Here is a 20,019-nt window from a genome sequence, read left to right on the forward strand (position 1 = left end):
ACGTCGCCAACGAGCACGAAATCCTCGCCGGCCTGACACGCGAGGACCGGGACATGCTGGCGAAACTGCTGGAAAAACTGATCGGAAGCTTGGGCCAAACCTCTGCCTAGCGTATGCCTCCTGCTTTCCACCTTCGTGAACTTGCGCCAAGGTGTATTGAGATTCAGGTCAGGCCGAGCCGAGAATGGTGGCTTACGAGAACCGGAGCGGAGCGTACTTAAAGTACGTGAGCACCGGAAGCGCAGGAAGCCACCATTCGCAGGCCGGCATCACCTGAATATCGACACACCTCAGTTCCGGTCGTCCGGAAAGCTCGGAATCGGCATGAACTCGACGCCGTCCTCGACGAGGCTCTGCGCCTCTTCGGGCGTCGCTTCGCCATAGATGCCACGCGGATCGGTCTCGCCGAAATGGATCTTGCGCGCTTCCTCGGCGAACTTGTCGCCGACATAGTCGGCATTTTCGCGTACCTTCTCGGCCAGTGCCTTGAGCTGCGCCAGCGCCTGCTTCTGCGCCTCGCCGATGGCCAAAGCGACCTTCTCTCGGCTGCGGGACGTTGAGACGGCGGGCGCCATCAGCGCCTTCTCTATCCTGTGCGAGCCGCAGCGCGGGCAATCGACGAAACCGCGCTTCTTCTGGGTGTCGAAGTCGTCATTGCTGCGGAACCAGGCTTCGAATTCGTGCTCGTGTTCGCAGATCAGGGAAAAACGGATCAAGAGGCGGCACCCCTGAAACGCGGCGCTTCGCTTGTCCCGGCATTGACGGTGAAATCCCGCGCGTTCTTCAGATTGGGGATCTTGCGGCGCGCGGCAAGCGACTGCGCCGGATCGATCTCGGCGACGATCACCCCGGGTTCGTCATGCGCGGCCTCGGCGACGATGCGCCCCCACGGATCGACGATCAGCGAATGGCCATAAGTTTCGCGCCCGTCCTCATGCAGGCCGCCCTGCGCGGCGGCGATGACATAGGCGCCGTTCTCGATGGCGCGGGCGCGCAACAGCACATGCCAATGCGCCTCGCCGGTCTGGCGCGTGAAAGCGGCCGGCACCGTCAGCACCTCGGCCCCGGCCATCGCCTCGGCGCGAAACAGCTGCGGAAAGCGCAGGTCGTAGCACACCGCAAAGCCGAGCCTCGTCCCCCCGATATCGGTCACGACCGCTTCCGTTCCCGGCTCGTAGGAGGCGGATTCACACCAGCTCTCGCCATTGTCGAGGTCGACATCGAACATATGGATCTTGTCGTAACCGGCAATAAGGGCGCCGTCGGGCGAGAACAGGAACGCGCGGTTGGCGAGCTTGCCGTCGGCGCGCAGAATCGCCGTCGAGCCGACATGCAGAAAAATGCCGAACTCCTTCGCCAGCCTGCGCGCGGTCGCGACGACCACGTCCTTGTCTTCGGTGGTGAAGGCGGCCGCCCCCGCCTGCTTGTCGCGGATCAGCGCACCGGTCATTTCCGGCGTCAGGACGTAGGTGGCGCCCCGATGAGCGGCATCGCGGACCAGCCTTTCCATGTCGGCCGCATTGCGATCCGGGCTGGTCCCCGAACGCATCTGCACCGCCGCCGCCTTGAAAACGCCCATGATCAAGCCCTCGCTTCGTTGGCAAGCAGCACATCCAGCCGGCCCTGCGACTCCAGTTCATGGAGATCGTCGCAGCCGCCGACATGCGTGTCGCCGATGAATATCTGCGGAAAAGTGGTGCGCCCATGTGCCCGTGAAATCATTTCCTGGCGCAATTTCGGCGAGAATGAAGCGTCGTGCTCGGTATAGGTCACACCCTTGCGCTCGAGCAACCGCTTGGCGGCCGTGCAATAGCCGCACATCATGCGCGTATAGATCGTCACATCGACCATCAGCAAAATCCTGCTTGTGCACATCGCCCGACGCTTGTGCGTAAACGACCTGCACCGAAACAACAACTTAAGCACTATATAGTTGCAGACTCATCGGCTCGGAAGTCCCCCGGCAGAACGCGCGCGAAGGTCAGCACGTCGACCGCTCCGGCGCCGCCTTTCTTCAGCGCCTTGGCGAGGGCCCGCACCGTTGCGCCGGTGGTATAGACATCGTCGACCACGAGCACCCGGCGCCCCGCTATCTCGATTTCAGCGTCCGGCGGCACGCGAAACGCGGCGCGCACATTCTCCTCGCGCTCGTGCCGTTCGAGCCCGACCTGCTGGCGCGTCAGCTTCACGCGCCTGACCGCGGATGGCGAGAAGGGCAGCCCGCTGAGCTTTGCAACGGCCCGACCGAGTTCCGCGGACTGGTTGAATTGACGCCGGAAGAAGCGCCGCCAGTGCAACGGCACCGGCACGACCAGGTCGGCCTCCGCAATCAGTTCGGCGCCGGCCCGCATCATCCAGTTCGCCATCCAGGGCGCTAGGTCGGTTCGGTCCTGATATTTCAGCCCCTGCACCATCTGCCGCGCGACGCCCGAATAGAGGACGGCGGCCCGCGCCCGCTCGAAGGGCGGCGGATCGGCGATCGCCTCGGCGGAAAGAAACCCCTCGCCCATGTCGTGCGTGAAGGGCGTGCCCATCACCGGGCACCAGGGTTTTTCCAGCAGCCTAAGCTTCGGCCAGCAGGCGCCGCACAGCACGCCGGGTTGCGACACATGACGACGGCAGCCGGCGCAAACCGGCGGAAACAACAGCCGCGCCGGCCAGGCCAGTGCCTGCCGCGTCATATCCTGGACCGCTGTGGTCTTGATCTTGTGCACCGGATCGGCCACGTGAAAGGAAACCCCGCGCCACCTTAACACCACTCCGGCACGCGCGGACAACAGGAAGCTTTTCATTGCAGCCCTTGGTCGACACCGAGCTCTGGCTCGCTCGCAAGCGCCGGGCACTCGCGCGCCCCGTCGAAGGCGCCGATTTCCTGATGCGCCGCGCCGCGGAGGACCTTGCCGACCGGCTGGGCGCCGTCGAACGCCGCTTCGGCAAGGCGGCCGCGCTGTTCTGCCAGACTTCAGCGGCCGCGGACGTGCTTGCCGGCAGCGGCAAGGTCGGCGAAATCGTGCGCGTCGAGATGGACGAAGCGCTTCTGGCCGGCGGCAGCGGCCTGATAGCGCCGCCTGAGACCGTGCCGTTCGAGGAGGCGAGCCTCGATCTCGTCGTCTCCCTGCTCTCGATGCATGCGATGAACGACATTCCCGGCGTGCTTGCGCAAATCCGCCGGGCGTTGCGACCGGACGGGCTTTTCCTCGGCGCTTTCGCCGGCGCGGGCACATTGGCGGAATTGCGCGAGAGCATGCTGGCGGCCGAGACGGAGCTTTACGGCGGCGCAAGCCCGCGCATCCTTCCCTTTACCGACGTGCGCGACGCGGGCGCGCTGTTGCAGCGCGCTGGCCTGGCATTGCCGGTCGCCGATGTCGAAACAGTCGCGGTGCGCTACGACACGCTGTTCGACCTCGCCGCCGACCTGCGCGCCATGGGCGAAACAAGCGCGCTCGTCGATCGCAGCCGCAGGCCGGCCGGCAGACGCCTTTTTGCCCGCGCCGCGGAGCTCTACGCCGAGCGGTTTGCGGATCCGGATGGCCGTATCCGCGCGAGTTTTTCGATTGTCTGGATGTCCGGCTGGGCGCCCGACGCCTCGCAGCAAAAGCCGCTCAAGCCGGGATCCGCCAAGGTCTCGCTCAAGACGGTCCTGGAGAACCCGTCCAGGACCTGAGCGCCCCCCCGTGATGCCGTCAGTGAGCGAAGGCGTTGGCAAGCTTGCTGTTGTTGTCGGTGAACAGCCACACCAGCCCGTCTGCCGCCTGTTTGACCCCGGCAATGATGGCCAGCGACAACACCGCGACGATCAGACCATATTCGACGGCTGTAGCGCCCGTTTCGTCTTGAATGAATTGCTGCAGCAGGTTTTTCATGATCACCGATCCCTCATGCAGAAACTCTAATGCCCTACCCGTTAAGAAAGGTTAACGGCAAAAGCTTAACAGCGAGTGAAACGCCGTCGCGCCGGAAAATCATTAACCAAGTCAGCACTCGCCGCTGCGGCTGCCGTCATTGCGGATGACGCAGATTGAACTGGGAAAGGGCTGCAGCACGCTGCGGCGCACCGTATATGTATTGGGGCGGTGGCCGATCGATCCGGTCGCGGTCATGTCGAGCCCGCCCGCGAAGCCATCGCGAACGCTCTGCGGCCGGGTCTGGTTGTCCAGGAAAGGCGTTGCGATCAGCGCCAGCGCCACCGCCGCCGAGCCGAAGAGAAGCGTGATCCGCAGGATGCCCATGCCGGCGTCCACCGCGCGAAATCCCCGGTCGGGCCGGATCGAATCCCAGTCTCTTTCAAGGCTCATGCCGTGTTTCCCAGTCATCGACGATATCGCCGCGCGAAACGGCCTCGCGCAATTTTTCACGTCGGGATAAATCTTCCATTAACGCTGACTAAACCAGCTCCCGGAAACGTGCGGAAACACTCGGCCGCCCGGGAAACGCCGACCTGCCGCCAAGTCGGCGCGAAACTACAAAAGGTCGATGAGGAACTGGATCAGCGGCGCATCGGCCGGCGGCATCGGATAGTCGCGCATCTGCCGCGGCCTGACCCATTTGAGCCCCTGGCCTTCCCTGGGCTGCGCGATACCACGAAAGCGGCGGCAGACATAAAGCGGCATCAGGAGATGGAAATCGTCATAGGAATGGCTGGCGAAGGTGAGCGGCGCCAGGCATGGGATCTCGGTCTCTATGCCGAGTTCCTCATGCAACTCGCGGACCAGGCACTCCTCCGGCGTCTCGCCGGGCTCGACCTTGCCGCCTGGAAACTCCCACAGGCCGGCAAGCTGCTTGCCTTCCGGGCGCTGCGCCAGAAGCACGCGCCGGTCGGTATCGACCAGCGCGCAGGCGGCGACCAGCAGCAGTCGCTTTCCGGCCGGCTTGACCTCGCTCATGCGCCCGGCGGCCGACGATAGTGGTAGCGATAGATTTCCTCAAAGCCGAGCGACCGGTAGAGCGAGAGCGCCGGCGCATTGCCGGCCTCGACCTGTAGCCAGGCCTCCCGCGCGCCGCGGAGCCGTGCCCATTTCAGCGCCGACAGGATGAGATTGCGGCCATGGCCCTTCTTGCGCGCCGACTTTTCGGTGGCGACCTCGAACAGACCCGCGAGATCGCCGTCATGAACACAGATCAGCGTCGCCAGCGGCTCGTTGCCGTCCTCGAGCGCGAACAGCCCCGCTTCCGGCTGGATGGCGCCGATGACCTCGGACAGGCCGGGCCGCAGCGAGGCGTCCGAGCCGCTCGTCCTCAGCGAAGCGCCGATGAAACGGCTGATGTCCTTGAGCGGAATCTGGTCCATGGCCGCGCCAAGCTCGACCTCCTTCAGCGGCAACCGCATCACCAGGGATTCGTCGAACATGTTCCAGCCGGCCTTGTCGAGATGCGTGGACAAGACCTGTCCCGACAGCGGCGACATGCGAAAGGTCAGCGGCCTGCCATAGGCGTCGAAGCGTCTTGCGGCGCGGCCGATGCGCTCTTCGATGGCGTGCGTGTCGCCCGGATCGAGCGGATTGACGGAGTTGAGGCGCTTGGCGGGGAGACCTGCGGTCAGCCGCACGACCCAGGTCCCGTCATAATGGACGGCGGCCGCCGGCCAGGCGCGAAAACCCGCCGCCTCGTAGCGACGCACAACCGCGAGCACGCTTGCCGGATGCCTCGACACCGGCGCCATCAGCTCCGGTAATCGCCATTGATGGCGACATATTCCTTGGTGAGGTCGCAGGTCCACACCGTCGCCTTGCCGCGGCCGATGCCGAGATCGGCGCGGATGCGGATATCGTCGCGCTTCATATAGGCCGAGGTCGCTTCCTCCGAATAGGCCGGATCGCGCTCGCCCTCATGCGCCAGGCGGTTGTCGCCGAACCAGATCGACAGCCGGTCGCGGTCGGCCGGCTCGCCGGCCTTGCCGACGGCCATGACCACGCGGCCCCAATTGGCGTCCTCGCCGGCGACGGCCGTCTTGACCAGCGGCGAGTTGGCGATCGAGAGCGCGATGCGCTTGGCCGAGCGGGCGGATTTCGCGCCGGTGACGGTGACCTCGACCTGCTTGCGCGCGCCCTCGCCGTCGCGCACCACCTGCAGCGCCAGCGACTTCAGCACTTTGCCGAGCGCCCGGCGGAAGGCGCCGAGCCGCGCATCCTTGGGATCGCCGATCGGCGGCGCGCCGCGCGCCGCGGCCTTGCCGGTGGCGAAGAAGAGCAGCGTGTCGCTGGTCGAGGTGTCGCTGTCGACGGTCACCGCATTGAAGGTCTTGGCCGTGCCGCGCGACAGCAGGTCCTGTAGCACGGGAGCTGCGATCGGCGCGTCGGTGGCGATGAAGGAGAGCATCGTCGCCATGTCGGGCGCTATCATGCCGGCGCCCTTGGCGATGCCGTTGATGGTGACGTCGGTGTCGCCGAGTTTGACCGTCGCCGTCGCCACCTTCGGATAGGTGTCCGTGGTCATGATCGCCTTGGCCGCCTCGGTCCACTGATCCGGCCTGCCGTCCTTGATCAGGCCGGCGAGCAGATGGCTGAATCTGGTCGTGTCGAGCGGCTCGCCGATGACGCCGGTCGAGGCCAGGAACACCTCGCTCTGCGAACATCCGGCGGCCTTCGCCGCCGCCTCGCCGGTCAGCGCGGTCGAAGCCTGGCCCTTCTTGCCCGTGAAGGCGTTGGCATTGCCGGAATTGACCACCAGGACACGCGCCTTGCCGGCGGGCAGGTTCTGACGGCAGAAGTCGACGGGCGCCGACGGACATTTCGACCTGGTGAACACTCCGGCGACAGCGGTGCCCGGGTCGAAGGCCATGGCCAGCAGGTCGGTTCTGTTGCGGTACTTGATACCGGCTTCGGCGGTCGCGATGCGCACACCCTCGATGACCGGCATCTTCGGATATTTCTTCGGTGCGAGCGGCGAAATCGTAGCAGACATCGGTATCCCGGAGCGGCAAGAACACGAAAGGAAGGAAGCCGGTTTGCCCGATAGCGCGCGCCGGCGCAAGAGGCGTTCTGGCCGCGCCTTGCCGGCTTGGCCGGCGGCCTTGCAATTGGAAACACGTCGTTTCGTTTCGTCGCCGAAGCCAATATGATCGGCTGCAGATTCACCGGCCAAGGAAGACCTCGATGGGCGAAGCCGCCGCTCGCGGGCGCAAGTCGATCGGCGCAAAACGCAGTCCCGAGAGCGCCGATGCCATCCTCAACGCCGCCGAGGCGGTGTTGCGCGAGGCGGGCTATGCCGGCTTCTCGATCGAGGCCGTCGCCCGGCGGGCGCGGGCGGGAAAGCCGACCATCTATCGCTGGTGGCCGAGCAAGGCGGCCCTGCTGATCGAGGTTTACCAGCGGCAGAAGCGCGTCGAGACGCCCGACACCGGGAACGTCGAGGACGATCTGGCCGGCTTCCTCGAGAACCTGTTCGCGCATTGGCGCGACACCCCGTCGGGCAACATCTTCCGCTCGCTGATCGCAGAGGCGCAGTCGGACGAGACGGCCGCGGCCGCGCTTGCCGAATATTCAAAAGGACGCCGCAGCCATACCGGCCGGATGATCGAGCGGGCCAAGGCGCGCGGCGAGGTGGCGGCCGACGTCGATGCCGGGATCGTCGCCGACCTGGTCGCTTCTTTCGCCTGGCGGCATCTGCTGACCGAACGGCTCGACGAGGACAAGGCGGCGATCCGCGCCGCCATTCGCTACATCACGCGGGGCATAATGAACGCTTGACCCCCGAAAGCGAAAGGGCGCCCGAGGGCGCCCTTTCGGAATTATCCAGCCGCAAGCGGATTACTTGCCGGCTTCCAGCGTGTCGATGTCCTTCTTGAGCTTCTCGTCCGGGATCTCGACCTTGGCGGCCGCGCGCAGCTCCTTGACCATGGCGAAATACTTGTCGCGGATCACCGCCTGCTTGGCCTGGTCCTTGACGTCGTCGAAGGCCGGCGGCTGCTTGGCGCGCTTGTCCTCGACCTTGATGACGTGCCAGCCGAACTGCGACTGCACCGGCTCCTTCGAATATTTGCCGACGTCGAGCGCGAACGCCGCCTTGTCGAATTCCGGCACCATCTGCCCCGGGCCGAACCAGCCGAGATCGCCGCCGCTGGTTTTGCCGCTCGGATCGCTGGTGTGTTCGTTGGCGAGCTTCTGGAAATCGGCGCCGCCGTCGAGCTGCTTGATGATCGCCTCGGCCTCTTCCTTCGTCTTCACGAGGATGTGACGGGCATGGATTTCGTTGACCGGCGGCGTGTTGGCGATCTCCTGGTCATAGCGGGCGCGCACTTCGGCGTCCGTCACCTTGTCGACCACTTCCTTCTCGACGACCTCGCCATGCAGGGCTCGCGCCTGCAGGAAAGCCATGCGGCGCTGGAAGTCGGCGTCCTTGTCGAGGCCGCTGTCGACGGCCTTCTTGGCCATGACGCGGATTTCGATCGCCGCCGAGAGGGCCGCAGCGCGGCGCTGTTCAGGCGGCAGTTGCGCGAACTGCTGCGACAGTTCCCCTTCGGCGAGCCGAAGATCGGCCTCGGTCAACTTCTCGCCATTGACGGTGGCGATCACGGCATTGGGATCGACCGGAGCAGCCGCGGGCGCCGTGGCGTCCGGCTGGGCGGGCTTGGTCTCTTGCGCCATCAGCGGCGACAGGCAAAGAGCCGAGAGCCCGAAGGCCAGACCGAGGCTGGCGAGCGAGGCGCGGCGGATCGACAGGGACATCAAGATAAACTCCAATGGGGATTGCCAATAAGGATCGCGTGAGCGGAAGGGTTCCAGATCAGTCGAATTGTGGCGGAATTTGGCGCTGCCGATAGGGCTAACGCGGCGTTGACATCGATTGAGCCCCCTCTTATCTGTCCAACGACTTGGCGTCCAGAACCGTTTTCCGGGCGCTTTTTGCGTTTGTCCGCACTCACGCGGATTTGATGGGCCCGCCAGGTGCCTGTCGCAAACGGCTAAATTGCTATCGAAAGGGCCATTGGATGGTCAGTCTCGGCGGTCTCGCCCGTAAGGTTTTCGGTTCTTCCAACGACCGCCGCGTCAAGTCGACCCGGCCGAGGGTCGAAGCCATCAACGCCATGGAAAACGAGATGCGGGCGCTTTCCGATGCCGAGCTTGCGGGGCGCACGGAAAAGTTCCGCCAGGATCTGGCCAACGGCGCTGCGCTCGACGATCTCTTGGTTCCGGCCTTCGCCACAGTGCGCGAGGCGGCCCGCCGCGTGCTTGGCATGCGTCCCTTTGACGTGCAATTGATCGGTGGCATGGTGCTGCACAATGGCGGCATCGCCGAGATGCGCACCGGCGAGGGCAAGACGCTGGTCGCCACCCTGCCGGTTTACCTCAATGCGCTCGCCGGCAAGGGCGTGCATGTTGTCACCGTCAACGACTATCTCGCCAAGCGCGACGCCGAATGGATGGGCCGCGTCTACAAATTCCTCGGCCTCAACGTCGGCGTCATCGTCCACGGCCTTTCCGACGAGGAACGCCGTGAGGCCTACTCCTGCGACGTCACCTATGCCACCAACAACGAGCTCGGCTTCGACTATCTGCGCGACAACATGAAGTATGAGCGCTCGCAGATGGTGCAGCGTGGACACTCGTACGCCATCGTCGACGAGGTCGATTCCATCCTGGTCGACGAAGCGCGCACGCCGCTGATCATTTCCGGTCCGCTCGAAGACCGCTCGGAAATGTACAACACCATCGACGCCTTCATGCTGAAGCTCAGCCCGGCCGACTATGAGGTCGACGAGAAGCAGAAGACGACGATCTTCACCGAGGACGGCACCGAGAAGCTGGAAAACATGCTGCGCGACGCCGGCCTGTTGAAAGGCGAGTCGCTCTATGACGTCGAGAACGTCGCCATCGTCCATCACGTCAACAACGCGCTGAAGGCGCATCTGTTGTTCCAGAAGGACAGGGACTACATCGTGCGCAACGGCGAGATCGTCATCATCGACGAGTTCACCGGCCGCATGATGCCGGGCCGCCGCTATTCGGAAGGCCTGCACCAGGCGCTCGAGGCCAAGGAGCACGTGCAGATCCAGCCCGAGAACCAGACGCTGGCCTCCGTCACCTTCCAGAACTATTTCCGCCTCTACAAGAAGCTCGCCGGCATGACCGGCACGGCGCTGACCGAGGCGGAGGAATTCGGCAACATCTACGGCCTCGAGGTCACCGAAATCCCGACCAACCTGCCTGTCATCCGCAAGGATGAGGACGATGAGGTCTACCGGACGGTCGAGGAGAAGTACAAGGCGATCGTCAGGGAAATCCGCGAAGCCAGCGCCAAAGGCCAGCCGACGCTGGTCGGCACCACCTCGATCGAGAAATCCGAGCAGCTGGCCGAGCGCCTGCGCAAGGACGGCTTCAAGGACTTCGAAGTGCTGAACGCCCGTCACCATGAGCGCGAAGCGGCCATCGTCGCCCAGGCCGGCAAGCCCGGCGCCATCACCATCGCCACCAACATGGCCGGCCGCGGCACCGACATCAAGCTCGGCGGCAATGCCGAGATGCGCATCGCGGAGGAACTTGGAGACATGCCCGAGGGCCCCGAGCGCGAGGCCAGGGAAAGGGAAATCCACGCCGACGTCGAGCGCCTGAGGGAAAAGGCGCTGGCCGCCGGCGGCCTCTATGTTCTGGCCACCGAACGCCACGAATCGCGCCGCATCGACAACCAGCTTAGAGGTCGTTCGGGAAGACAGGGCGATCCCGGACGGTCGAAATTCTTCCTGTCGCTGCAGGACGACCTGATGCGCATCTTCGGCTCCGAGCGCATGGACGGCATGCTGCAGAAGCTCGGCCTCAAGGAAGACGAGGCGATCATCCATCCCTGGATCAACAAGGCGCTCGAGAAAGCGCAGAAGAAGGTCGAGGCGCGCAACTTCGACATCCGCAAGAACCTCCTGAAATATGACGACGTTGCCAACGACCAGCGCAAGGCGGTGTTCCAGCGGCGCATCGAGCTGATGGACGGAGAAGGTCTCGCCGAAACCATTGCCGAGATGCGCGAAGGCGTCATCGAGGAGATCGTCGCCAAGAACATCCCCGAAAACGCCTATGCCGAGCAGTGGAACGTCGCCGGTCTCAAGGAGGAAGTGGCGCAGTACCTCAACCTCGACCTGCCGGTCGAGGAATGGGTCAAGGAAGAGGGCATCGCCGAGGACGACATTCGCGAGCGCATCACGGCCGCCGCCAATGCCGCCGCCAAGGAGCGAGCCGACCGCTTCGGCCCCGATGTGATGAATTATGTCGAACGCTCGGTGGTGCTGCAGACGCTCGACCATCTGTGGCGCGAGCACATCGTCAATCTCGACCATCTGCGCTCGGTCGTCGGCTTCCGCGGCTATGCCCAGCGCGACCCGCTGCAGGAATACAAGAGCGAGGCCTTCGAGCTGTTCCAGGCCATGCTCGGCAATCTGGAGCAGGCCGTCACCGCGCAGCTGATGCGCGTCGAGCTGGTGCGCCAGGCGGCCGATGCGCCGCCGCCTGAAGCGCCCGAGATGTTCGGCAGCCATATCGACGGCTCCACCGGCGAGGATGATTTCCAGGGCGGCGAGACCGCGCTTCTGGTGCGTCAGGACACCAACGCCGTCGTCGCACCGGAAAACCGCGATCCGAAGAACCCCGCGAGCTGGGGCAAGGTCGGCCGCAACGAACTCTGCCCCTGCGGTTCCGGCAAGAAGTACAAGCACTGCCACGGCACGTTCGCCTGACGCCTATTTCCTTCTCCCCGTTCAACGGGGAGAAGGTGCCCGAAGGGCGGATGAGGGGCGGCGCCGGGGCCGGCGGTTTCCTTCAGGCGCAGAAAACAAGCCTCACACCAGACCCGACGCGCGCGCCGCGGCAGCCGCTTCGCCGCGCGAGATGACCTCCAGCTTCTCCAGCACGGCCGAAACGTGGTGATCGACCGTCTTGGGCGAAATGGTCAGATGCGCGGCAATCTTCTTGTTGGAAAAGCCTCGCTCGAGAAGTTCCAGGACTTCCATCTGGCGCTGCGTGAGGCCGGCCTGATTGGCGCGCGTCGCCTGTCGCGGCCCTCTCGCGATGTGACCGACGCCGCTTTCCCGCATAAGGCTGCGCGCCTGCTGCGCGACCGCCCTCGCGCCAAGGTCCTCGAAAATGGCGAGCGCCTCGCGCTGCGCCGCTTCGTCGCCGAGCAGCAAGGCCATTGCCTGTTCGAAAGGCGCCCCCATTTCGGCCCATAGCCTGGCGGCGGCGCGCCAGTCGCCCGTCAGTTGCAGGCGGTGCGGCTCCGCCATGCCGTCCGTGTCGCCGGGTTCGGATCCCGGCGACAACAGTTCCCGCCAGGTGGCAAGTTCGCCGAACACGGCCGGCGTTGGCGCGAGATTTTCGGCAACCGCGATCAGCCGCAAGGCTTCCTGCCTGTCGGCTTGCCCAAGCCAGGCCGATTCGGCCAGCACCTGGGCAAACGCCACCAGGCGCTGCAGCTCCATGCCCTTGTCCAGGAACCGCCTCATCTCTTCGACGATCGGCTCGGCCGACGGGTCGCCGCGGCGGATGCGCAATCGTGCCAGCGCCACCAGCGACGGATAGCGCACCAGCGGCGTCGTTGCGTCGTCGTCGACAACCTCATGCGCCATTGTCGCGGCGTCGTTCCACAAGCCGCGGCGAAGCAAAAGCTGCGCCTGCACGCCGCGCATGTAGTCGCGCCATGTCGCGAGATCGTTCTCGACGCAATAACCGATGCCGCGATCCAGGAACGACGCCGCCTCCTTGAAGTTGAGCCTGTTCATCTCGACGCACGCGCAGTTCGTGAAGGCGCGCGCCGCATGCTCCTGGTAGTTGCCCGACAGCGCAATCCCAAGACTGCGGGCGAGATCGCGCCGCCCCTTGGCAAAATCCAGCCATTGTCTGGCGGCGCCGACATTGTTCAGCGCATGACATAGAATGTCCGCCCGGTTGAGCCGCTCCGCCAGCTCGACCGCCTTGCCGCCGAGCGAAAGCGCGTCCTCGAGCCGCTCGGCCAGCATCGCCAGTTGCGAGAGGTTCGAATAAGCCATCGCCAGCTCGGCGCTGTCGGGCGCGGTCTCCAGAAGCCCCACGGCCTGCTCTCCGAAACGGTCCGCTGCCTCGCGATCGCCGAGCAGATAGGCAAAGCGCGACAGGCATCTGAGGCTGTCGCCTTCCTTGAGCCGGTCGCCCAGCGCCTGGCGCAGCTGGCGCGCCCGGCCCTGCGCTTCCATCGCCGCCTCGACGCGGCCGATCAGGTGACACTCGAAAGCATGCCCTTCGTAAAGTTCAGCCCGCTTTTCGATCGGCAGGATATCCGCATAGCGCAGCGCGACCTCGTAATAGCCCGCCGCATCGCGATGCGCGCCGACGCGGGATGCCTCGCGCGCGGCAACCGGCGCGAGCTCGCGCACCACGTCGAGGCTTTGCGCTTCCACGGCATGATGCACCAGCCTTGCGGTGGCGACTTGCGGATTTTCCCGTAACGCCGCCAGCGCGCGCTCATTGTACTCGCGTCGTTTGCTGGGCGTCAGCGCCATCTCGATGGCCGTGCGGGCGATCTCGTGCCGGAAAGCATAGCCATCGCCGAAATCGTCGAGCAGGCCGTTGGCGACGCATTCGGCGAGTTGGCCGGCGGCGGCGATCCCGCAAAGGCCGCTCAGCGCCCAGGCATCGGCGCGGCGCGGAAACACCGAGACCGCGTCGAGCATCGAGCGGGCGCCGGGCGACAATCTTTCGGCGCGCGCCAGCACGGCGTCGCGGACGCTCGCCGGCAAGGCGCCATCGACCGCGGCGGCGAGCAGCTCGGTGACGAAGAAGGCGTTGCCCGCCGTTGCGCGGTAGATCGCGTCGCCGTCGCGCGCGGCCGCCGCGGCGAGCGAGAGCACCGCGCTTTCGCTGAGCAGCGGCACTTCTATGCGTTGGATGTTGCCGGCCGGTATCTCGCCGAGCGCCCGGCGCACGCGCATCTGTCCTTCGCTGCGGTCGGTGCGCGCCGTGATCAGAAGCAGGATGTGCGTGTTTGCAATGCGCCGGCCGAGGAAACGCACGAAATCGAGCGTCGCGTCATCGGCCCAGTGCAGGTCCTCGATGACGAGCAGGCAAGGACCTTTCGCTTCGAAGACGTCGAGCGCCTCGGAAAACAAGGGCAGCCGCTGCACCTGGCGGTCGTCGATCGCCCGCGGCGGCTCCCACTGCGCCTCGCGGGCCAGATCGTAAAGCGGCCCCAGGGGATCTGGAATGGAGAGGTCCTCGCAGGCGCTGCGAAGAACGGGCAGCCCCTCGCCCAAGCGGCCTGAGAACGCCTCGGCCAGCGCCGTCTTGCCGGCGCCGGCCTCCCCCGACAAAACCACGACGCGGCCGCGGCCGCCTGTTGCATCCGCCAGCAAGGCATCCATTTGCTGCAGCTGCGTCTGCCGTTCCAGAAGCATCGTCACTCTCTCGCCAAATCAGAATTTCCATCGTGGCGGGCCGCCGCCGCGATAGCGTGGGAAACGGCGCGACAATGTGACTTTCCACACACTGAGGTGCCATCTTCCACATAAAACGTCGCAAAGATAGGGATTCGTCCCGGCCAATATGGGGAATGGCTCCGATGCGCGCCTGCCGCGAAGGTGATTTCTGCTGGGTCGCGCTTGAACCGAGCGCAACTCACCAATGAAAGGAAACCGATCGTGCCTCGTTACCTGATTGAACGTACCTTCCCCGATGGACTTCACGTGCCGATGAACGATGCCGGCGCAACCGCGATGGGCGGCGTCATCGCCCGCAACGCCGAGAAAGGCGTCACCTGGGTGCAATCCTTCGTCTCGCCGGACAAGAGCAAGAGCTTCTGCATCTACGATGCGCCCTCGCCGGAGGCGATCCGCAGCACCGCGCAGAAGAATTCGCTTCCCGTCGACAAGATCACGGAGGTCCGGGTGCTCAACCCCTACTTTTATCGCTGATCGGGCAGCCCATGTCGGGCAGACCATACCCGTCGCCGGCGGACCTGACGCCGTGCCAGAGGACGTGGCCGTATCCGCCGCGGCGGACATCGTCCCGCCACGGCGCGGCTTCATGCGACGGGCTGTGTCGGCGTTGCTTTCGCCCCTGCGAAACCGGCGACGCCTTCTGCCGCCGCAGGACGACTACCTGAGACGCGACGTCGGCCTGCACGAGCGGGAAAACCCGCGCGAGTACTGGGAATATTGGTGGCATCACAGCTGATCCCGCACCGGGCAATTCCAGGAAGACTGCGCAGCTGTTTTCCGTCCCGAATTGCGCAAAGCAATGACTTGGAGCGGTTCGTTCGGTGAACCGCTCTGGTCGGGATCAGCGACCATCCCTTTTAGCGACAGCGCCGCCGGCGTTCGGAGTTGGCCTACCGGCCGACTGCCGCCGCTTGCCCGCCTCAATTGGAGAGACAAATGAACGTTCAGACCTTAACCAAATGCGTTATCGGCGCTTCTGCCTCGATCATCATGCTGATGGCGGGCGCGGCCACGGCCGAAACCGTCAATCCGCTCGCCGAAAAGGTGCGGACGCTCGACAGCCGCTTCGCGGACGTCGCCCTGGCGAAAGCCGAAGGCTACGCGCCGATCCCCTGCGCCAGCGGCCTCACCGGCGGCGCCATGGGCATCCACTACGTCAACGCCGGCTATCTGAAGGACGACGCCGTCGACGTCGCCAAGCCGGAAGCCGTGATGTACGAGCCGATGGCCGACGGCACGCTGAAGCTGATCGCGGTCGAATACATCACCGCGAAGGGCCCGGCCTCGCTCGAAGGCCATCTGTTCAACTTCAACACCGCGCCCAACCGCTACGGCCTCGGCCCCTTCTACGAACTGCATGTCTGGGCCTGGAAGCAAAACCCCACCGGCGCCTTCGCCGACATGAACCCGAACGTCTCCTGCGACGCCATGCAGGGGATGTGAGCAGCGCTCTAGCCTTCTCCCCTTGTTGTGGGAGAAGGTGGATCGGCGCGATAGCGCCGAGACGGATGAGGGGTGTTCCAGCGGAGTGAGAGGTCCGCGTTCCCTGGAACACCCCTCATCCGTCGCCTTCGGCGACACCTTCTCCCGCAAGGGGAGAAGGAAAAGCCCGCACCCCACCCACCCTTTCTTAAGGTGTTTCGGATAGACCCGAAACCTTGGAAAGAGGCGGAAAACGGAGAGTATTCGGGGTGCGCTTTTCCGCGGCAACGACTGCCGGGCGGTTCCTGCCGCAGCGCTGGGCGCTGCGCATGCGGCCGTTGCTTGGCCGCATCGACGCAGTGCTGTCCACCGCCGACGAGCGCGGCGAAGCCGGGCGCATGTCGCTGATCGCCTTCTCCATCCGCATCGTCAGCGCCTTCATCGCCTTTGTCAGCCAGGTGCTGATGGCGCGCTGGATGGGCTCGTTCGAATACGGCATCTCGGTGCTGGTCTGGGTGACGATGGTCATCGTCGGCAATCTCGCCTGCCTCGGCTTCCACACCTCGGTCATCCGTTTCATTCCCGAATATCGCGAGCGCGGCATGTTGGCCGAGCTGCGCGGCATCGTGCAGGCGAGCCGCCTTTTCGTGCTCGTCGCCTCGACTCTGGTGGCAGGCCTCGGCGCGCTTGGCGTCTGGCTCGCCTCGGACTGGATCGAGAATTACTACGTCATCCCCTTCATCCTCGGCGTCATCTGCCTGCCGATGATCGCGCTCGGCGATCTCCTGCAAGGGCTGGCGCGCGCCAATTCCTGGGCGCTGCTGGCGCTGTCGCCCACCTATCTGGTGCGGCCGGTGCTGATCCTGGCATTCATGGCGCTGATGCTTGGCCTGCACTATGTGCCCGACGCCAAGACCGCGATCTTCGCCTCCATCGCCGCAACCTATGTCACCACGCTCGGCCAGCTGATGGCTGTCACCTCGCGCATGGAGAAAAAGATCCCGGCCGGGCCGATGGCGGTGCATTTCGGTCAGTGGATCCTCGTTTCGCTGCCGATCTTCCTGGTCGAGGGCTTCTTCTTCCTGCTCACCAATGCCGACGTGCTGATGGTGGGCGCCTATCTCGACCCCAACGACGTCGCTGTCTATTTCGCCACGATGAAGACGCTGGCGCTGGTGCATTTCGTCTATTTCGCGGTCAAGGCCGGTGTTGCACAGCGCTACGCCCAGTTCACGCATGGCGAACCGCATCGGCTCGCCGCCTTCGCCCGCGAGACCGTCTCCTGGACCTTCTGGCCCTCGCTGCTGATGGCGCTCATGGTGCTGGCGCTGGGCGAGCCGATGCTGGTGCTGTTCGGTCCCGAATTCACCGCCGGCTACCCGCTGCTCTTCCTGCTGGTGCTGGGCGTCGTGGCGCGCGCCGCAGTCGGCCCCTGCGAAAGCCTGCTCACCATGAGCGGCAACCAGAACATCTGCGCCGCCGTCTATGCCATGACGCTTGCGCTCAACATCGGCCTCAACGTGATCCTCATTCCGCTGTTCGGCCTCTGGGGCGCGGCAATCGCCACCAGCCTGGCCATGGTCTTCGAGGCCAGCGCGCTCTCCTTCACCGTCTGGCGCAAGCTCGGCATCGTGATGGCGATCTTTGTGCCCGCAAACAAGGAAGTCGCCTGATGGCCGCCGTCCCGTTGCTCGAAGAGACCAGCGGCGGCACCGCCGGCGCCATGGTTTCCAACCTTGCCGGCCTGGCGCGCGAGGTCGACCCCGCCCATATCGAGCTCTTCGCCAGCAACAGGCCGGAGCGCAAGCTCGCCATCTATCCGGCCTCGGCCGGCTTCGATCTTGTCGAGGAGCTTGACTATCTCAGCGCCCGCACAATCGAGCCGAACGTCTTCTTCAACCCGCGCTTCCTGGCGCCGGCGATGCCGCGGCTGGAAGACCGCGAGGTGCGGCTGGCCGTCATCCGCGACGGCGACGAATACCGCAACCGGCTTCGGCTTCTGGCGCCGTTCTCGGTCGAGCGGCCGGCGATCCCGCTCGGCGTCCCGGTGATGCGCACATGGTCGAGCCCGTTCGGCCCGCTCGGCACGCCGCTGGTCGATCGCGACGATCCGGTCGGCGTCATCGAGGATTTCTTCTCGATGCTGTCGCGGCCGCATCTCAAGCTGCCCAAGGTCTTCGTGCTGCCCGATATGCGCCTCGACGGCCCGGTGGCAAGCCTGCTCACCTCCTTTGCCGACAGCCGCGGCTTGACCATGGTGACCACCGGTAAGGTCGAGCGTCCGGTGCTCGATAGCGACGCCGACGGCGAGGAATACCTCAAGGCATCGCTGCGCGCGCATCACTATCGCGAATTCCGCCGCCTGAAGCGGCGTCTCGCCGACCTCGGCAAGCTGGAGCACACCGTGGCGCGCGGGCCGGACGAGATCCGCCACGCCATCGAAAGCTTCCTGACGCTGGAAGCGGCCGGCTGGAAAGGCCGCGAGCGCACCGCGATGGCGATCGACCGCTACCGCGCCGCCTTCGCCCGCGAGGCCGTGCACAGGCTGGCCGAGCAGGACATGTGCCGCATCCACCTCTTGACGCTCGACGGCCGCACCATCGCCTGCCTGGTCGTCTTCGTCGAGGCCGGCGTCGCCTACACCTGGAAGACGGCCTATGACGAGACGCTCTCCGCCTATTCGCCAGGAACGCTGCTGATGATCGAGGTGACCAGGCAGCATCTCGACGATCCCAACATCGTCATGACCGATTCCTGCGCGGTTCCGGACCATCCGGTGATGAGCCGTCTGTGGAGCGAGCGCAAGCCGATGGGCACGCTGGTGATCGGGCTGACGCCGGACGCCGACCGGCTGGCCCGTCAGGCCGCCTCGCAACTGCATCTCTACCGCGAGACCCGCAACATGGCGCGCATCTTGCGCAACCGCATGCGGAGCCTGCTGAAAAGACGCTAGATGGGCGGCGAGACACCGGCTATGGCTTGCGGCGGCCGGACCCGGCCTGCCTTCACCACAAAGCACTTCAAATGATCGATACCGTACTGCGCTTCGCCCGCCTTTGTGCGCCGCTTGTCCTGCTCGCCATGCTTCCGGCTCGAGCCGTGGCCGACACCTGCCCGGAGGATTGCAGCGATCCGGCGCCTCCCCCGGTCAATATCTACAGCCAGACCACGGCCGGCCATCTGAGCCCCGCCACCGCCGGCGCGCTGCCGCGCGTCTATGTGCCGAACCGCTCCTCCAACAGCGTCTCGGTGATCGACACCGTCACCTTGAAGGAGGTCGGCCGCTTCCCGGTCGGCAGCAAGCCGCAGCATGTTATTCCGTCCTGGGATTTGAAGACGCTGTGGGTCGCCAACAACGGCACCGGCAAAAACGGCAGCCTGACGCCGATCGACCCGATGACGGCCATGCCCGGCCAGCAGATCGCGGTCGACGACCCCTACAATCTCTATTTCATGCCGGACGGCAGCGCGGCAATCGTCGTCGACGAGGCGATGGAGCAGCTCGATTTCCGCGACCCGCACACCATGGCGTTGAAATCGAGCCTGCCGACGCCGACTTGCCCGGGCATCAACCATGCCGACTTCTCTGCCGACGGCTCCTATGCGATCTTCACCTGCGAATATGGCGACGGCGGCTTGGCCAAGATCGACCTGAAGAACCAGAAGTTGCTCGGCCATCTGGACTTCTCCAGGATGGGCATGCCGCAGGACATCCGCCTGTCGCCCGACGGCAAGGTCTTCTACGTCGCCGACATGATGAATGACGGCGTGTTCCTGGTCGACGGCGACAGTTTTCGGGAAATCGGCTTCATCCCGACCGGCATCGGCGCGCACGGCTTCGTCGTCAGCCGCGACGGCAAGCGGCTCTACGTCTCGAACCGCGGCTCGCACAGGATGGAGCAGGGCAAGGCCAGGGGTCCGGGAAGCGTCACGGTGATCGACTTCGCCACCCGCGCGGTGGTCGCGCAATGGCCGATCCCCGGCGGCGGCAGCCCCGACATGGGCAATGTCAGCGCCGACGGCAGGCAGCTATGGCTGTCGGGCCGCTTCGACAGCGAGGTTTATATGATCGACACCACCAGCGGCGCCGTGACGAAAATCCGCGTCGGCGCCGAGCCGCATGGCCTGACGGTGTGGCCGCAGCCGGGGCGCTACTCGCAGGGGCATACGGGGAATATGCGGTAGGGCGTTCGGGATGGCCTGCCATG

General features: G+C 65.3%; 19 protein-coding genes. 8 read left to right on the forward strand and 11 right to left on the reverse strand.

The window, feature by feature from the left end:
• Nucleotides 1-290: 290 nt before the first annotated feature.
• The 4 genes from LB520_RS06435 to LB520_RS06450 all read right to left on the reverse strand — a co-directional run bounded on the left by LB520_RS06435 (nt 291) and on the right by LB520_RS06450 (nt 2,726).
• Nucleotides 291-716 carry a DUF1178 family protein gene (locus tag LB520_RS06435; protein ID WP_140692522.1) on the reverse strand — a complete coding sequence of 142 codons (426 nt, stop codon included), beginning with the start codon at nt 714-716 and terminating at the stop codon, nt 291-293.
• The gene (locus LB520_RS06440) at nt 713-1,579 is read right to left on the reverse strand and encodes a carbon-nitrogen hydrolase family protein (protein ID WP_224636881.1); all 867 of its coding nucleotides are present in this window, start codon (nt 1,577-1,579) and stop codon (nt 713-715) included. Before LB520_RS06440 ends, LB520_RS06435 begins: the two co-directional genes overlap by 4 nt.
• A 2-nt stretch (nt 1,580-1,581) precedes the next feature.
• Nucleotides 1,582-1,851: a glutaredoxin 3 gene (gene grxC / locus LB520_RS06445; protein WP_140543583.1), complete on the reverse strand. Its 270-nt coding sequence runs from the start codon at nt 1,849-1,851 to the stop codon at nt 1,582-1,584.
• A gap of 74 nt (nt 1,852-1,925) precedes the next feature.
• Nucleotides 1,926-2,726: a ComF family protein gene (locus LB520_RS06450; RefSeq protein WP_224636882.1), complete on the reverse strand. Its 801-nt coding sequence runs from the start codon at nt 2,724-2,726 to the stop codon at nt 1,926-1,928.
• A 65-nt stretch (nt 2,727-2,791) separates the two neighbouring features.
• Between LB520_RS06450 and LB520_RS06455 the strand changes: the two genes are divergently transcribed.
• Complete coding sequence (locus tag LB520_RS06455) at nt 2,792-3,664, forward strand: methyltransferase domain-containing protein (RefSeq protein WP_224636883.1); 873 nt, start codon at nt 2,792-2,794, stop codon at nt 3,662-3,664.
• 19 nt (nt 3,665-3,683) lie between these two features.
• Here the strand turns inward: LB520_RS06455 and LB520_RS06460 are convergent, their stop codons facing one another.
• The 5 genes from LB520_RS06460 to argJ form a co-directional block, all read right to left on the reverse strand.
• Nucleotides 3,684-3,863 (reverse strand): Flp family type IVb pilin, encoded by a 180-nt coding sequence (locus tag LB520_RS06460; RefSeq protein ID WP_095767573.1) that lies wholly within the window; start codon nt 3,861-3,863, stop codon nt 3,684-3,686.
• 111 nt (nt 3,864-3,974) lie between these two features.
• Nucleotides 3,975-4,295, reverse strand: coding sequence for a hypothetical protein (locus LB520_RS06465; protein WP_224546082.1), 321 nt, complete (start codon nt 4,293-4,295; stop codon nt 3,975-3,977).
• 165 nt (nt 4,296-4,460) lie between these two features.
• The gene (locus tag LB520_RS06470) at nt 4,461-4,883 is read right to left on the reverse strand and encodes a (deoxy)nucleoside triphosphate pyrophosphohydrolase (RefSeq protein WP_095767513.1); all 423 of its coding nucleotides are present in this window, start codon (nt 4,881-4,883) and stop codon (nt 4,461-4,463) included.
• Nucleotides 4,880-5,659, reverse strand: a complete 780-nt coding sequence (locus tag LB520_RS06475) for a GNAT family N-acetyltransferase (protein WP_224636884.1) — start codon at nt 5,657-5,659, stop codon at nt 4,880-4,882. Before LB520_RS06475 ends, LB520_RS06470 begins: the two co-directional genes overlap by 4 nt.
• Nucleotides 5,659-6,900: a bifunctional glutamate N-acetyltransferase/amino-acid acetyltransferase ArgJ gene (argJ, locus tag LB520_RS06480; protein WP_224636885.1), complete on the reverse strand. Its 1,242-nt coding sequence runs from the start codon at nt 6,898-6,900 to the stop codon at nt 5,659-5,661. Before argJ ends, LB520_RS06475 begins: the two co-directional genes overlap by 1 nt.
• A gap of 191 nt (nt 6,901-7,091) precedes the next feature.
• Here argJ and LB520_RS06485 point away from each other — a divergent pair, with 191 nt between their 5' ends.
• Nucleotides 7,092-7,685 (forward strand): TetR/AcrR family transcriptional regulator, encoded by a 594-nt coding sequence (locus LB520_RS06485; RefSeq protein WP_095767511.1) that lies wholly within the window; start codon nt 7,092-7,094, stop codon nt 7,683-7,685.
• A 60-nt stretch (nt 7,686-7,745) separates the two neighbouring features.
• Here the strand turns inward: LB520_RS06485 and LB520_RS06490 are convergent, their stop codons facing one another.
• Nucleotides 7,746-8,663 (reverse strand): peptidylprolyl isomerase, encoded by a 918-nt coding sequence (locus LB520_RS06490; protein WP_095767510.1) that lies wholly within the window; start codon nt 8,661-8,663, stop codon nt 7,746-7,748.
• A 263-nt stretch (nt 8,664-8,926) separates the two neighbouring features.
• On the opposite strand from LB520_RS06490, the gene secA reads away from it, so the two are divergent.
• Nucleotides 8,927-11,659: a preprotein translocase subunit SecA gene (gene secA, locus LB520_RS06495; RefSeq protein WP_224636886.1), complete on the forward strand. Its 2,733-nt coding sequence runs from the start codon at nt 8,927-8,929 to the stop codon at nt 11,657-11,659.
• Between the two features lie 102 nt (nt 11,660-11,761).
• On the opposite strand, the gene LB520_RS06500 is transcribed toward secA, so the two are convergent.
• The gene (locus LB520_RS06500; RefSeq protein WP_224637208.1) at nt 11,762-14,347 is read right to left on the reverse strand and encodes a helix-turn-helix transcriptional regulator; all 2,586 of its coding nucleotides are present in this window, start codon (nt 14,345-14,347) and stop codon (nt 11,762-11,764) included.
• Between the two features lie 243 nt (nt 14,348-14,590).
• Between LB520_RS06500 and LB520_RS06505 the strand changes: the two genes are divergently transcribed.
• The 5 genes from LB520_RS06505 (at nt 14,591) to LB520_RS06525 (ending at nt 19,996) form a co-directional block, all read left to right on the forward strand.
• Nucleotides 14,591-14,863: a DUF4242 domain-containing protein gene (locus LB520_RS06505; RefSeq protein WP_224636887.1), complete on the forward strand. Its 273-nt coding sequence runs from the start codon at nt 14,591-14,593 to the stop codon at nt 14,861-14,863.
• Between the two features lie 516 nt (nt 14,864-15,379).
• Nucleotides 15,380-15,832 carry a hypothetical protein gene (locus LB520_RS06510; protein ID WP_224637210.1) on the forward strand — a complete coding sequence of 151 codons (453 nt, stop codon included), beginning with the start codon at nt 15,380-15,382 and terminating at the stop codon, nt 15,830-15,832.
• Between the two features lie 248 nt (nt 15,833-16,080).
• Nucleotides 16,081-17,484, forward strand: a complete 1,404-nt coding sequence (locus LB520_RS06515) for a lipopolysaccharide biosynthesis protein (RefSeq protein WP_224636888.1) — start codon at nt 16,081-16,083, stop codon at nt 17,482-17,484.
• Nucleotides 17,484-18,764 carry a GNAT family N-acetyltransferase gene (locus tag LB520_RS06520; protein ID WP_224546059.1) on the forward strand — a complete coding sequence of 427 codons (1,281 nt, stop codon included), beginning with the start codon at nt 17,484-17,486 and terminating at the stop codon, nt 18,762-18,764. The genes LB520_RS06515 and LB520_RS06520 overlap by 1 nt, the downstream gene beginning before the upstream one ends.
• 71 nt (nt 18,765-18,835) lie before the next feature.
• Nucleotides 18,836-19,996, forward strand: coding sequence for a YncE family protein (locus LB520_RS06525; protein ID WP_224527499.1), 1,161 nt, complete (start codon nt 18,836-18,838; stop codon nt 19,994-19,996).
• The last annotated feature ends 23 nt before the right edge of the window (nt 19,997-20,019 follow it).

It is taken from the genome of Mesorhizobium sp. CA12, assembly GCF_020165255.1.
Lineage (GTDB): Bacteria > Pseudomonadota > Alphaproteobacteria > Rhizobiales > Rhizobiaceae > Mesorhizobium.

Coding starts and splice junctions, on each gene's coding strand:
- argJ (WP_224636885.1), bottom strand. CDS start 6,900: ATGTCTGCTACGATTTCGCCGCTCGCACCGAAGAAATATCCGAAGATG.
- LB520_RS06475 (WP_224636884.1), bottom strand. CDS start 5,659: ATGGCGCCGGTGTCGAGGCATCCGGCAAGCGTGCTCGCGGTTGTGCGT.
- LB520_RS06520 (WP_224546059.1), top strand. CDS start 17,484: ATGGCCGCCGTCCCGTTGCTCGAAGAGACCAGCGGCGGCACCGCCGGC.
- LB520_RS06470 (WP_095767513.1), bottom strand. CDS start 4,883: ATGAGCGAGGTCAAGCCGGCCGGAAAGCGACTGCTGCTGGTCGCCGCC.
- LB520_RS06500 (WP_224637208.1), bottom strand. CDS start 14,347: ATGCTTCTGGAACGGCAGACGCAGCTGCAGCAAATGGATGCCTTGCTG.
- LB520_RS06485 (WP_095767511.1), top strand. CDS start 7,092: ATGGGCGAAGCCGCCGCTCGCGGGCGCAAGTCGATCGGCGCAAAACGC.
- grxC (WP_140543583.1), bottom strand. CDS start 1,851: ATGGTCGATGTGACGATCTATACGCGCATGATGTGCGGCTATTGCACG.
- LB520_RS06525 (WP_224527499.1), top strand. CDS start 18,836: ATGATCGATACCGTACTGCGCTTCGCCCGCCTTTGTGCGCCGCTTGTC.
- LB520_RS06440 (WP_224636881.1), bottom strand. CDS start 1,579: ATGGGCGTTTTCAAGGCGGCGGCGGTGCAGATGCGTTCGGGGACCAGC.
- LB520_RS06465 (WP_224546082.1), bottom strand. CDS start 4,295: ATGAGCCTTGAAAGAGACTGGGATTCGATCCGGCCCGACCGGGGATTT.
- LB520_RS06510 (WP_224637210.1), top strand. CDS start 15,380: ATGCTGATGGCGGGCGCGGCCACGGCCGAAACCGTCAATCCGCTCGCC.
- secA (WP_224636886.1), top strand. CDS start 8,927: ATGGTCAGTCTCGGCGGTCTCGCCCGTAAGGTTTTCGGTTCTTCCAAC.
- LB520_RS06460 (WP_095767573.1), bottom strand. CDS start 3,863: ATGAAAAACCTGCTGCAGCAATTCATTCAAGACGAAACGGGCGCTACA.
- LB520_RS06490 (WP_095767510.1), bottom strand. CDS start 8,663: ATGTCCCTGTCGATCCGCCGCGCCTCGCTCGCCAGCCTCGGTCTGGCC.